Here is a 12,149-nt window from a genome sequence, read left to right as displayed (position 1 = left end):
TGCGAAGTCTCCTTGGAAAGGGAGGCTCTCGTACGTAAGGATCAGCGCCATGGATCTGCTGAACACGCTGGTGGACAAGGGGCTTCGGCGCGAGCTGCCGACCCGTGAAGAAGCGCTGGCCGTGCTGGCCACCTCCGACGACGAGCTTCTCGACGTGGTTTCCGCCGCCGGGAAGGTACGGCGGCAGTGGTTCGGGCGGCGGGTGAAACTCAACTATCTGGTCAATCTGAAGTCGGGCCTCTGCCCGGAGGACTGCTCGTACTGTTCGCAGCGTCTGGGCTCGACGGCCGGCATCCTCAAGTACACCTGGCTGAAGCCCGACGAGGCATCGCAGGCCGCCGCGGCCGGGGTCGCGGGCGGCGCCAAGCGGGTCTGCCTGGTCGCCAGCGGGCGCGGTCCGACCGACCGCGACGTCGACCGGGTGTCGCAGACCATCGAGGCGATCAAGGACCAGAACGAGGGCGTCGAGGTGTGCGCGTGCCTCGGGCTGCTCTCCGCGGGCCAGGCGGACAAACTGCGCACAGCGGGCGCGGACGCGTACAACCACAATCTCAATACGTCCGAGGGGACGTACGGCGAGATCACCACCACCCACACGTACGCCGATCGCGTGGACACCGTGCAGCAGGCGCAGGCCGCGGGCCTCTCCGCCTGTTCCGGTCTGATCGCGGGCATGGGCGAGACGGATGAGGACCTGGTGGACGTGGTCTACGCACTGCGCGACCTCGACCCCGACTCGGTGCCGGTCAACTTCCTGATCCCCTTCGAGGGCACCCCGCTGGCCAAGGAGTGGAACCTCACCCCGCAGCGCTGCCTGCGCATCCTCGCGATGGTCCGCTTCGTCTGCCCCGACGTGGAGGTGCGGATCGCGGGCGGCCGTGAGGTGCATCTGCGCACGATGCAGCCCCTGGCGCTGCACCTGGCCAACTCCATCTTCCTCGGCGACTACCTGACCAGTGAGGGCCAGGCCGGCAAGACCGACCTGGAGATGATCGCGGATGCCGGTTTCGAGGTCGAGGGCACGGACACGGTGACACTGCCGGAGCACCGCGCGGACGCGCTCGCGGCGGCGGGGTGCGGATCGCACGGGGAGGCCGGGGGCGGCTGCGGGCCGTGCGGCTCGTCCGAACCAGCCGAGACGGCCGAACCGGCCGCCGTGCCCGAGCAGTCCGCGCCGTCGGACGCAGCGGAGCCCTCGGAGGCACGCACGGACCTGGTGGCGGTACGCCGCCGGGGCGCGGGAACGGACCTGGCACCCAATGCCTGACCTCTCCGTTCCCGAACTGCTCGACCTGGACCGGCGCCATGTGTGGCATCCGTACGGCCCCATGCCCGGCCGCCAGGAGCCCCTGGTCGTCGAGTCGGCGAGCGGCGTGCGGCTCCACCTGGCGGGCGACGGGGGCGAGTTGGTCGACGGGATGTCGTCCTGGTGGGCGGCCATCCACGGCTACAACCACCCCGTGCTCAACGACGCGGTCCGCGATCAGCTGGACCGGATGAGCCACGTCATGTTCGGCGGGCTCACCCATGAGCCCGCCGTCCGTCTGGCGAAGCGCCTTGTCGACATCTCGCCGGACGGCCTCGAGCATGTCTTCCTCGCGGACTCCGGTTCGGTGTCGGTCGAGGTCGCGGTCAAGATGTGCCTGCAGCACTGGCGCTCGCTCGGCCGGCCGGACAAACGGCGGATGCTGACCTGGCGTGGCGGCTACCACGGGGACACCTGGCAGCCCATGTCGGTGTGCGACCCCCAGGGCGGCATGCACGAGCTGTGGCAGGGGGCGCTGCCCCAGCAGGTGTTCGCGGACGCGCCGCCGGCGGGGTTCGAGGCGTACGACGACGCGTACGCCGATCATCTGCGCGAGGTGATCGGACGCCACGCCGACGAGCTGGCCGCCGTGATCGTGGAGCCGGTGGTGCAAGGTGCGGGCGGTATGCGGTTCCACTCCCCCGCCTACCTGCGGGTGCTGCGGGAGGCCTGCGACGAGCACGACGTGCTGCTGGTGTTCGACGAGATCGCCACGGGGTTCGGCCGCACGGGCGCGCTGTTCGCCGCGGACCACGCGGGTGTCACGCCCGATGTGATGTGCCTGGGCAAGGCGCTGACCGGCGGCTATCTGACGCTGGCGGCGACGTTGTGCACGGCGCGGGTCGCGGACGGCATCTCGCAGGGCGAGGTGCCGGTCCTGGCCCACGGCCCGACGTTCATGGGCAACCCGCTCGCCACCGCGGTGGCCTGTGCCTCGATCGAGCTGCTGCTCGGGCAGGACTGGCAGACCGAGGTCAAGCGCATCGAGTCGGGGCTGCGCGGCACGCTGGCCGAGGCGTCGGCGCTGCCGGGGGTGCGGGACGTACGCGTGCTCGGTGCGATCGGTGTCGTCCAGCTCGACCACGACGTGGACATGGCGGCGGCGACGCGCGCCGCGCGGCGCGAGGGGGTGTGGGTGCGGCCGTTCCGCGACCTCATCTACACGATGCCGCCGTTCATCACGAGCGACGACGACGTGGCACGGATCGGGCGCGCGGTGTGCGCGGCGGCGAAGGAGGGCTGAGATGACGGTCATCGTGGTGTCCGGTACCGGCACCGAGATCGGCAAGACGGTCACGACGGCCGCCGTGGCGGCGCTCGCGCTGGCCGCGGGGTGCAGTGTCGCGGTGCTCAAGCCCGCGCAGACGGGGGTGGCGCCCGGCGAGCCGGGTGACGCGCAGGAGGTGACGCGTCTCGCGGGCGACGAGATCACCACCCTGGAACTCGCCCGCTTCCCGGAGCCGTTGGCTCCGAACACCGCGGCGCGGCGGGCGGGCATGGCGCCGGTCCGTCCGTACGAAGTGGCCGACGCGGCAAGGAAGTTGGCGACGGAGCACGACCTGGTCCTGGTCGAGGGCGCGGGCGGCCTGCTCGTGCGCTACGACGACGAGGGCGCCTCCCTCGCCGACGCCGCCCGCCTCCTCGCGGCCCCGGTCCTGGTGGTCACGCCGGCGGGCCTGGGCACCTTGAACATGACGGCACTCACCACGGAGGCGCTGCGGGCCCGCGGCCTGACCCCCCTGGGCGTGACGATCGGCAGCTGGCCGACCGCACCGGACCTGGCAGCACGCTGCAACCTCGCTGACCTGCCGGACCAGGCAGACGCGCCACTCCTGGGCGCGGTCCCCGAGCGATCGGGCGCCCTCTCGCGCACCGACTTCCGGGCACGGGCCGGGGGCTGGCTGGGGCCGGAGCTGGGCGGCACATGGGACGCGGCGACGTTCACGGCGCGGGAGGCGGCGAGGGAGGGCTGAGGCCCCGGCGCCGAGAGGGCCTGTGACCGTTGCCCCTGACTGCGCCCCTCACACCTCCTTGACCTGGGCGGACGGGCCCGCATGGATACAGCGGGGGCTGATGGATACAGCGGGGGCTGCGTGACGCCCGGGTGGCGGGCGGATCCTGCGGCGGGCAGACGTCATGTGCGTACGGGAGCGCAGGTCGCGAGGGCATCCGGCAGCGACACGCGTGGATCCTCACGACGCAGATCGGCGTAACCCCCTGCCTGCCGGGGCCCGCATGGATACGGCGGGGGCTGCGTGACGCCGTGGCTGCACGCAGCACCTGCCACCCCACCCGTACGACGGGAGCACCGACCTCCCGGAGCACGCCCGCCACCCCAAGGTGGCCGTGCCGTCGACCCGGCGGCTGTCCGAGTGCTCGCCGCCTGGGGACCCCGGTGCCGTTCGTGTGGGGGAAAGCGGCGCTGCCGGGGCACCATTGCGGTATCCGCTCGCCCCGTCGAGGAGGGCCCCATGTCACCTCGCTCCGCCAAGGCAGCGTCCCGGGACGCCGTGCACCATCCCGTTTTCGCCCGTTTCTACGCCCGCCACAGCGTGGCCGCCGAGCGCGTGGTCGGGACGTACCGCAAAGAGCTGCTCGCCGGGCTCTCCGGCCGTGTGATCGAGGTCGGCGCGGGCAACGGTCTGAACTTCGCGCACTATCCGGCGGCGGTCTCCGAGGTCGTCGCCATCGAACCGGAGCGCACCCTGCGGCAGTTGGCGGCCTCGGCGGCCGTGCGGGCCGACGTGCCGGTCGACGTCGTGCCCGGCGCCGCCGAGGCGCTGCCCGTCAAGAGCGAGGCCTTCGACGGCGCCGTGGCCTCACTGGTCCTGTGCAGCGTGCGCGACGTGCCCCGCTCCCTCGGCGAGCTGCGGCGCGTCCTGCGGCCCGGCGGCGAGCTGCGGTTCTTCGAGCACGGCGTGGCTCCGGGCGCGGGGATGGCGACCGCGCAGCGCGCCTTGGACCGCACGGTCTGGCCCCTGCTCTTCGGCGGCTGTCACGTGGCACGGGACACGATTGGCGCCCTGCGCGCCGCGGGTTTCGAAATCGGCCCGTACCGAAGGCTGTTGGTGCCCCCGAAGGGCCCGCGGCTGCCCTCTTCGTACTGCGTGCTCGGCACGGCGCGGCGTCCGGAGAGCGACTGATCCGCCCCGCGCCGCCGCACCGGCCGATGACCGGGGTCAGATCAGCTGCGTGAGGTTGACCGCGTTGCCGTCCGGGTCCTTGATGTGCGCGACGCGCTGACCCCACGGCATGTCGTTGGCCGGACCGAGCGTCTCGCCGCCCAGGGATTCCACGCGCTCGAGGAGGTCGTCCACCGCCTCCACCGCGACGCTCAGCAGAATCCGCTGCGGCGTGCCGAGCGGCACGCTCGTGTCCGAGACGACGCCGAGCTCCGAGTCGCCGATGCGCAGGTCCACGAAGAACGCGGGCCCCTCCTCCGGAGTCCTCGACACCTCCTTGGCCCCGAGCAGTTCCTGGTAGAACCGCAGCAGGCGGTCGAGATCAGGGGTGATGATCATCGGCTGGATGGCGGCAGGCATGGGCGTCCTCCTGAAGTGCGGCTCTCTCCCACCGAACCTATCCTCGCCGCATGATCAATGGCGCGCACCTCATCATCTACAGCAACGACGCCGATGCGGACCGGGCCTTCTTCCGGGACGTGCTGAAGTACCCCCACGTGGACGCGGGCGGCGGGTGGCTGATCTTCAAGCTTCCGCCTGCCGAGGCGGCAGTCCACCCCACCCCGGGACCGGAGTCGCACGAGCTCTATCTGATGTGCGACGACGCGGAGGCGACGGTGCGTGAACTGACCGCCAAGGGCGTGCAGTTCACCCAGCCGGTCACCGACGCCGGGTGGGGTCTGCTCACCCGCTTCCGGCTGCCGGGCGGCGGCGAGGTCGGCCTGTACGAACCGCGCCACCCGCGCGCCACCGACCTCTGAGCTCCCACCCGGCGGCGGCTCCCTCGATCGTTCCCCAGGGCGGCTAGAGGCTCCACTTCCGCAGCTCGTCCGCGATGGCGCGCACGCTCGCCCCGTCCTCCTTCACCAGCCGGGCCAGTTCGCGCACCTGCTCGGGCGAGGTGACGACCTTCTGGCCGCTCGCGACCAGATAGGCGTAGGCGGCGGACGAGGCGAACAGCGCGTTGGAGCGTTCCAGGGCGGGGATGTGCAGCAGGACCTGGAGCAGGGCGGCGGCGCGGTCGTGCGGGCTTTCGTAGACGGGCACGCCGAATATCTCCGCCTCGTGCCGGCTGACGGCGGCCACCAGGGCACCCCAGTCGGTGACCTGTGGGTCTCCGGGCGTCTTGTGTTCGGCGACCATCAACAGCCAGGCAAGATCGATTCTGAGGTTCAAGGGCTTAACGACGACCCTCGCGCTCGGGACCGAACTCTTCGGCGAAGACGGATTCGTACTGCTTCATGAAATCGGCCGCGGCCTCGACGAAGGTGTGGCCGACCTCGCCGGCGTCCTGTTTGACCAGTTCCTCGATGTAGCGGTTCACGCTCATCCCGCGGGCCAGCGCGCGCTCGCGCGCGGCTCGGGCGGTGCCTTCGTCCACCCGCACGTTCAGCTGGGTCTTCGCCATGCCTTCAAGCTAGCGCCGCAGCGCTAGCACCGGCAAGAGGGCAAGGGAGGGCGCGGGGGCGCACAGGAATCCCCGGCCAGTGCCCCTTACATACGTCTCCGGTTCACGACCTTGGAGGGATACCGGCACCCGCCCCGACCCTCTACTCTCGGCAGGATTACGGGAGTTGGAACGGCCACGACCCAGGAGGCGGCCTTGTCCACACCTGCTTCGGCACCGGCGACAGGCCTTGCGGAGCCCATCAAGGTCGCCGCGCGCGCACGCGCGCTGACCAAGGCCTACGGCTCCGGCGAGACAGCTGTGCTCGCCCTCGACTCGGTCGACGTGGACATCGCACGCGGCCGGTTCACGGCGGTCATGGGTCCGTCCGGTTCGGGCAAGTCCACGCTCATGCACCTGCTCGCCGGCCTCGACACGGTCTCCGCGGGACAGGTGTGGCTCGGCGACACCGAGATCACTGGGCTCAAGGAGCGGGAGCTGACGCAGCTGCGGCGGGACCGCATCGGGTTCATGTTCCAGTCCTTCAACCTCATCCCCACCCTGAACGCCCTGGAGAACATCACGCTGCCCATGGACATCGCGGGCCAGCGCCCCGACCGCGCATGGCTGGAGTACGTCATCGACACGCTCGGCCTGCGCGACCGCCTCAAGCACCGGCCCGCCCAGCTCTCCGGCGGCCAGCAGCAGCGCGTGGCCTGTGCGCGGGCGCTCGCGTCGCGCCCCGAGCTGATCTTCGCGGACGAGCCGACCGGCAACCTCGACTCGCGTGCGGGCCTCGAAGTGCTCGGCTTCCTGCGTGAGGCCGTGGACAAGCTGGAGCAGACCGTCGTCATGGTGACGCACGACCCGGGCGCCGCCGCCCACGCCGACCTGGTGCTCTTCCTCGCGGACGGCCGCATCGTCGACGAGATGCCGCGCCCGACGGCGGAGTCGGTCCTGGAACGCCTCAAGCGGTTCGACGTGATCCACGCGCTGCCGCAGGAGAGCCGCCCCGAACAGGAGAGCCCTCCCGGGGCCGACGGCGTCCAGGGCGCCGACGCCGACAGCACGCCGGACCGGGACTGAGGCGGTCCGCGGCCATGCTGAAGGCGACGCTCAGGAGCTTCCTCGCACACAAGGGCAGGCTGCTGCTCTCCGCGCTCGCCGTGATCCTCTCGGTGGCGTTCGTCGCGGGCAGCCTCATCTTCTCGGACACGGTGGCCCGCACCTTCGACCGCCTCTTCGCCTCGACGTCCGCCGACGTGACCGTAGAGCCGAAGGAGAACCTCGACGAGGCGGTGCCGTCGGGGCAGACTCCGACGGTCCCCGCCAAGCTCGCAGGGCGCCTCGCCGAGGTCGACGGGGTCGCCAGGACCCGGGTCGACGCGGCCGTCGAGAACATCACGGTCGTCGACAGCGAGAACGACCCGGTGGGCTCCACCACCGGCGCCCCCACCATCGCCACCAACTGGTACGTCACCGACCGCAGCCCCGTCGAGCTGACCTCGGGGCACGCCCCACGCGGCAAGAACCAGGCGCTGCTCGACGCGGACACGGCCGAGAAGAAGGACGTGAAGATCGGCGAAAGCCTCACGGTGCTCGCCGCGCCCGGCTCCTTCAAGGTCGAGGTCGTCGGCATCGTCACCTTCACCACCACCAACCCCGGCGCGGCCCTGATCTTCGTGGACACCCCGACCGCCCAGCGTGAGCTCCTGGGCGACAAGGACGCGGCGACGGGCATCTCGGTGGACGCCGACCCCGGCGTGAGCGACACCGAGCTCAAGCGCCGTATCGCCGCCGACCTGGGCTCGGGCTACGACCTCAAGACAGCCGACGAACAGGCCGAGTCGGCGGCGTCCGAACTCGGCGGCTTCCTGGACGTCATCAAGTACGTGATGCTCGGCTTCGCCGGGATCGCCGTCCTGGTCGGCATCTTCCTGATCGTCAACACCTTCTCGATGCTGATCGCGCAGCGCACCCGCGAACTGGGCCTGCTGCGCGCCCTCGGCGCCGACCGCAGGCAGGTCCGCCGCTCCGTGCTCACCGAGGCGGTCCTGCTCGGCGTGGTCGGCTCCACGGTCGGCCTCGCGGCGGGCATCGGCCTCGCGGCCGGGCTCATCGAGCTGATGGGCCTGTTCGGGATGAACCTCAAGTCCACCGAGATGGTCATCGGGTGGGGAACTCCCGTCGTCTCGTACGTCGTCGGGGTCGGCGTCACGTTCGTCGCGGCCTACCTCCCGGCACGGCGTGCGGCGCACGTGTCGCCGATGGCGGCGCTCGCCGACGCGGAGATCGCGGGCGTGGGAAGGCCGTTGAGGATCCGCGCCACGGTCGGCGCGGTCGTCGCTGCGGCGGGCGTGGCCGCGCTCGTGGGCTGCGCCACCGCGGAGAAGACCTCCTCGGCCGCGTCCCTGCTCGGGCTCGGCCTCGTCCTCACCCTGATCGCCACGGTGATCGCGGGACCGCTCCTGGTCCGCCCGGTGATCCGGGTGCTCGGCGGCGCCTTCCCCGCCCTCTTCGGCTCGATCGGCAGGATGAGCCAGCGCAACGCGCTGCGCAACCCGCGCCGCACGGGCGCCACGGCCGCCGCCCTGATGGTGGGCCTCGCCCTGGTGAGCGGCATGTCGGTGGCGAGCGCCTCGATGACCAAGTCGTTCGACGAACAGATCGACAAGACGCTGGGCGCCGACTTCGTCGTACAGAACAGCAACTTCATGCCGTTCTCGCAGGAGATCACCGAGAAGGTGCGGGACACCGACGGCGCCGGGCTCGTCGTGCGCCAGCGGTTCGCGCCCGTGAAGGTGTCCATGCCGGACGGCAAGAACGTGGAGACGACCGCGGCGGGCTATGACCCGCGCCTCGACGACGTCGCCCGCGTCACGTACGTCGAAGGCGGCACCGCTCAGGCGCTCGCGCCCGGAAGCATCGCCATGCAGCGGGAGTTCGCGCGGGACCACAAGGCGCGGGTGGGCTCCAGGCTGCCGGTGGAGTTCCCCGGCGGGCGCAAGACGGAACTGACCGTGGGCGCGCTCACCGACCAGCCGGGATCCGAGGGGTTCGGCATCGAGGGCGGGCTCTTCTTCGGGATGGCGACGGTCGAGGAGTACGTGCCGGGCGGGCAGGACTCGGCGCTGTACGTGAACGCGGCCTCGGGCACGGATGCCGACACGCTGCGCGACCGGCTCGAGAAGACCCTCGACCCGTATCCGCAGGTGCAGGTCCGCGACCAGGCGGACTACAAGGAACTGATCCGCGAGCAGATCGCCGTGATGCTCTACCTCGTCTACGCGCTGCTCGGCCTGGCGATCATCATCGCGGTCCTCGGCGTGATCAACACCCTGGCCCTCTCGGTCGTCGAACGCACCCGTGAGATCGGCCTGCTGCGCGCCATCGGGCTCGCCCGACGGCAGTTGCGCCGGATGATCCGCCTTGAGTCGGTGGTGATCGCGGTGTTCGGCGCGCTCCTTGGGCTCGCGCTCGGCCTGGTGTGGGGCGTCGCGGCGCAGCAGGTGCTCGCGCTGCAGGGCATGACGGCGTTCGCGATCCCCTGGACGACGGTGATCGCGGTGCTGATCGGGTCGGTGGTCGTGGGCCTCGCCGCGGCGCTGCTGCCCGCGCTGCGTGCATCACGCATGAATGTGCTGGCGGCCATCGCGCACGAGTGATGGACTGGGGCCGATGGGCCCAACTGTCCATATCCGTGAGGAGTGTTCATGGCTCGCCCATTCCGCTTCGGGGTCAACATGGTCGCCCTTTCCACCGGCGACGCGTGGCGCGAGAAGTGCCGCAAGGCAGAGGCGCTCGGCTACGACGTCATCCTGGTCGCCGACCACCTCGGCATGCCCTCCCCGTTCCCCTCGCTCGTCGCGGCGGCCGAGGCCACCGAGCGGCCCCGCGTCGGCACGTTCGTCCTGAACACCGGGTTCTGGAACCCCACCCTGCTCGCCCGCGAGGTGGCGACCACGGACCAGCTCACGGGCGGCCGCCTCGAGCTGGGGCTCGGCACCGGATACGTCAGACCGGAGCACGACGTGGCAGGCCTGCCCTGGGGTACGCCCGGCGAACGCGTGGACCATCTCCGGCGCACCGTCGAGAAGTTGGACAGGCTCCTCGGCTCCGACGAGCACCAGCCGCAGCCTCTGCAGCGGCCCCGGCCGCCGCTCCTTGTCGGCGGCAACGGCGACCGCGTGCTGAAACTCGCGGCCGAGCACGCCGACATCGCGGCGTTCACCGGCGCCAAGGCGGCGCCGGGCGACAGCAGCGGGAAGATGAGCCACCTCACGCCCGTGGAGCTGGACGAGCGGGTCGCCAGCTACCGGCGGCTGGCCGCGGGCCGCTCCGCACCGGCGGAGCTGAACCTCCTGACCCAGTTGGTGGAGGTGACCGGCGACCGCAGGGGAGCGATCAGGCCGCTCCTCGACCACATCCCGCATCTCACCGAGGACGCGGCGCTCGAACTGCCGCTCCTGCTGGTCGGCACCGTCCGGCAGATCGCCGACCAGCTGCGCGCCCAGCGGGAGCGGTACGGCTTCTCGTACATCACCGTCCTTGAGCCGTACTTCGAGGCGTTCGGTCCGGTCATCGAGGAGCTGGCCGACGAGTGAGCACCCGGCGGGGGCCCGCCCGCTCGTGCCGCCGGACCCCGCGGGCTACTTGGCGGCGAAGCCGTACATCATGACCGTTTCCTTGCTCTTGGAGTACTGGGCGAGCAGGTCGGAGCTGACGAACAGCTTGTTGTGGGTGAAGACGAGTTCGGACCGCAGGGGCGACAGCGTGCTGGGCCGCGTCGTGGCGTCCAGCAGCACCTTCTCCTGCTTCAGCGTCCTGCCGTCGAGGGAGACCACCTGCGTGACCGGGCTGCTCTTGTAGACGAGGAGGTTCCCGCCGTCCATGCGGAGCGGGAAGATCGGCGAGTGGTCGCCCGCAGAGACCCGCTCCCCCGTGGTCTTCCCGGTGGCCAGGGAGAAGACCACGATGTCGTTCGTCGAGGAGTACTCCTTGGTCCCGTCGCGCTGCTCGGTGGGGGCGTACAGCTTGCCGTTGCCCACCGCGATGCCCCGGCAGTCCTGGACGATGGACGCGGTGCCGCACTCGTGCAGGTACTTGTCGTCGGGCAGCGAGATCCTCGTACGCCGATCGCTGTGCTCGTCGAAGGCGAAGACGTCCGTCGCACCCGATCCGCTGATCTTTCCGGAGTCCACGGCGACGACCACCGGCTGGACGGAGATCACGCTGGGAGAGGTGACGCCGTCGGGGAGCTTGTGGCTCCCCTTCGACGCGCCCGTCCGCGGGTCCAGGACCTCGACCCGGTAGCGCTCCGAGCCGAACTCACCGCAGGAGTTGACCGCCACGAGCCGCTCGCCGCCGCCGTAGCCGACGTCGTGGCACTTCTCCCCCTGCTTCGGCTCCCACAGGACCTTCCCGCTGCGCAGGTCGAACGCCGCGCCGCCGTACAGACCGCCGACCGCCGCCGTGTCACCGCTGATGGTGACCTGGTTGAACGCCGTCTTCTCCTTCTGGTAGCCGACGGTGATCGACTTCGTCCAGAGCTTCTCGCCGGTGTCCACGTCGAAGGCGGTGACCTCGGTGCACGCGTCCTTGAAGCCCTTGTCGTCGTGCACGGCGGCCCCGGTGACGACGACGGCGATGTTGCCCTTGCCCAGGTCCGGGGAGCCCGCGCACGACTCACCGGGCTTCGGCAGGCGCCAGAGCCCCTTCCCCGACGCGGCGTCGACGCCGACGATCGCCTCGACCGAGGCCTTCGCGTACACCTTGTCGGTGAGCCAGGACCCCTTCGCCTTCCAAGTCGTCTCCCCCTTGGGCAACTTGGGCTGCAGGGCCTTGGTCGTGAAGAAGGCCTTGGGATCCTTCGGCACCTTCTCCTTGGGCTTCTCGTACGTGGGAGCCGCACCGTCACCGCCCGGCTTGGCCGCGGTCTTGTCCTTCGAGCCGTCGCCCGTCGAAGCGGCGTACCAGACTCCGCCGCCGACGATCAGGGCTATCGCGGCGACGACGGAGACGACGATCGCGGTGCGGCGCCCCGGCCGTCCACCTCCGCCGCCGCCCGGTGGCGGGGTGGGCAGCGGTGTCGGCTGGTAGGGGTGAGGCGGGCCGAAGCCACCGGGCGGCGGGGCCACGGGCGGACCGAAGGCGCCCGGCGGGGGCGGACCGAAGGCACCCTGCGCGGGCGGGCCCTGCGGGTACTGCGGGGACTGCGGGGACTGCTCAGGTGGCGGGGCGGGCTGCGTCATCGTGGCTCCACTGCTGGTACGGG

12 protein-coding genes are annotated in these 12,149 nt (G+C 71.2%); 8 read left to right on the top strand and 4 right to left on the bottom strand.

Going from position 1 to position 12,149, the window contains the following annotated elements; translation table 11 throughout:
* The first annotated feature begins 49 nt into the window (after nt 1–49).
* From bioB to AC07AG_RS01015, 4 genes are all read left to right on the top strand, one after another.
* Nucleotides 50–1,267, top strand: coding sequence for a biotin synthase BioB (gene bioB, locus AC07AG_RS01030; RefSeq protein WP_478750555.1), 1,218 nt, complete (start codon nt 50–52; stop codon nt 1,265–1,267).
* Nucleotides 1,260–2,549 (top strand): adenosylmethionine--8-amino-7-oxononanoate transaminase, encoded by a 1,290-nt coding sequence (locus tag AC07AG_RS01025; protein ID WP_478750554.1) that lies wholly within the window; start codon nt 1,260–1,262, stop codon nt 2,547–2,549. Before bioB ends, AC07AG_RS01025 begins: the two co-directional genes overlap by 8 nt.
* Before the next feature lies 1 nt (nt 2,550).
* On the top strand, nt 2,551–3,279 hold the full coding sequence (gene bioD, locus AC07AG_RS01020; RefSeq protein WP_478750552.1) for a dethiobiotin synthase: 729 nt from the start codon (nt 2,551–2,553) through the stop codon (nt 3,277–3,279).
* 498 nt (nt 3,280–3,777) lie between these two features.
* Complete coding sequence (locus AC07AG_RS01015) at nt 3,778–4,449, top strand: class I SAM-dependent methyltransferase (RefSeq protein WP_478750551.1); 672 nt, start codon at nt 3,778–3,780, stop codon at nt 4,447–4,449.
* A gap of 36 nt (nt 4,450–4,485) precedes the next feature.
* Here the strand turns inward: AC07AG_RS01015 and AC07AG_RS01010 are convergent, their stop codons facing one another.
* Nucleotides 4,486–4,848, bottom strand: coding sequence for a VOC family protein (locus tag AC07AG_RS01010; RefSeq protein WP_478750549.1), 363 nt, complete (start codon nt 4,846–4,848; stop codon nt 4,486–4,488).
* Nucleotides 4,849–4,898: 50 nt separating this feature from the next.
* On the opposite strand from AC07AG_RS01010, the gene AC07AG_RS01005 reads away from it, so the two are divergent.
* Nucleotides 4,899–5,249 carry a VOC family protein gene (locus tag AC07AG_RS01005; protein ID WP_478750548.1) on the top strand — a complete coding sequence of 117 codons (351 nt, stop codon included), beginning with the start codon at nt 4,899–4,901 and terminating at the stop codon, nt 5,247–5,249.
* 43 nt (nt 5,250–5,292) lie between these two features.
* Here the strand turns inward: AC07AG_RS01005 and AC07AG_RS01000 are convergent, their stop codons facing one another.
* A complete protein-coding gene (locus AC07AG_RS01000) occupies nt 5,293–5,664 on the bottom strand; it encodes a fic family toxin-antitoxin system, toxin component (protein ID WP_478750546.1) in 372 nt (123 codons plus the stop codon).
* Between the two features lie 4 nt (nt 5,665–5,668).
* Nucleotides 5,669–5,896, bottom strand: coding sequence for an antitoxin (locus AC07AG_RS00995; RefSeq protein ID WP_190078868.1), 228 nt, complete (start codon nt 5,894–5,896; stop codon nt 5,669–5,671).
* Between the two features lie 195 nt (nt 5,897–6,091).
* Between AC07AG_RS00995 and AC07AG_RS00990 the strand changes: the two genes are divergently transcribed.
* The 3 genes from AC07AG_RS00990 to AC07AG_RS00980 are packed head-to-tail and all read left to right on the top strand — an operon-like array spanning nt 6,092 to nt 10,479.
* The gene (locus tag AC07AG_RS00990; protein ID WP_478750544.1) at nt 6,092–6,961 is read left to right on the top strand and encodes an ABC transporter ATP-binding protein; all 870 of its coding nucleotides are present in this window, start codon (nt 6,092–6,094) and stop codon (nt 6,959–6,961) included.
* Nucleotides 6,962–6,975: 14 nt separating this feature from the next.
* The gene (locus tag AC07AG_RS00985) at nt 6,976–9,540 is read left to right on the top strand and encodes an ABC transporter permease (RefSeq protein WP_478750542.1); all 2,565 of its coding nucleotides are present in this window, start codon (nt 6,976–6,978) and stop codon (nt 9,538–9,540) included.
* Between the two features lie 48 nt (nt 9,541–9,588).
* On the top strand, nt 9,589–10,479 hold the full coding sequence (locus AC07AG_RS00980; RefSeq protein ID WP_478750540.1) for an LLM class F420-dependent oxidoreductase: 891 nt from the start codon (nt 9,589–9,591) through the stop codon (nt 10,477–10,479).
* A gap of 45 nt (nt 10,480–10,524) precedes the next feature.
* Here AC07AG_RS00980 and AC07AG_RS00975 read toward each other — a convergent pair whose 3' ends face one another.
* Nucleotides 10,525–12,126 carry an outer membrane protein assembly factor BamB family protein gene (locus tag AC07AG_RS00975; RefSeq protein WP_478750538.1) on the bottom strand — a complete coding sequence of 534 codons (1,602 nt, stop codon included), beginning with the start codon at nt 12,124–12,126 and terminating at the stop codon, nt 10,525–10,527.
* Nucleotides 12,127–12,149: the final 23 nt, after the last annotated feature.

Source organism: Streptomyces sp. NPDC044044 (assembly GCF_056434405.1).
Note: the sequence above shows the minus strand (reverse complement) of the source record. Positions and strands in the feature narration are given on the sequence as shown.

Bases quoted from the DNA above. Each gene is read 5' to 3' on its own strand.
- AC07AG_RS00985 (WP_478750542.1), top strand. From the start codon at position 6,976: ATGCTGAAGGCGACGCTCAGGAGCTTCCTCGCACACAAGGGCAGGCTG.
- AC07AG_RS00975 (WP_478750538.1), bottom strand. From the start codon at position 12,126: ATGACGCAGCCCGCCCCGCCACCTGAGCAGTCCCCGCAGTCCCCGCAG.
- AC07AG_RS01010 (WP_478750549.1), bottom strand. From the start codon at position 4,848: ATGCCTGCCGCCATCCAGCCGATGATCATCACCCCTGATCTCGACCGC.
- bioB (WP_478750555.1), top strand. From the start codon at position 50: ATGGATCTGCTGAACACGCTGGTGGACAAGGGGCTTCGGCGCGAGCTG.
- AC07AG_RS01005 (WP_478750548.1), top strand. From the start codon at position 4,899: ATGATCAATGGCGCGCACCTCATCATCTACAGCAACGACGCCGATGCG.
- AC07AG_RS00980 (WP_478750540.1), top strand. From the start codon at position 9,589: ATGGCTCGCCCATTCCGCTTCGGGGTCAACATGGTCGCCCTTTCCACC.
- bioD (WP_478750552.1), top strand. From the start codon at position 2,551: ATGACGGTCATCGTGGTGTCCGGTACCGGCACCGAGATCGGCAAGACG.
- AC07AG_RS00995 (WP_190078868.1), bottom strand. From the start codon at position 5,896: ATGGCGAAGACCCAGCTGAACGTGCGGGTGGACGAAGGCACCGCCCGA.
- AC07AG_RS01015 (WP_478750551.1), top strand. From the start codon at position 3,778: ATGTCACCTCGCTCCGCCAAGGCAGCGTCCCGGGACGCCGTGCACCAT.
- AC07AG_RS01025 (WP_478750554.1), top strand. From the start codon at position 1,260: ATGCCTGACCTCTCCGTTCCCGAACTGCTCGACCTGGACCGGCGCCAT.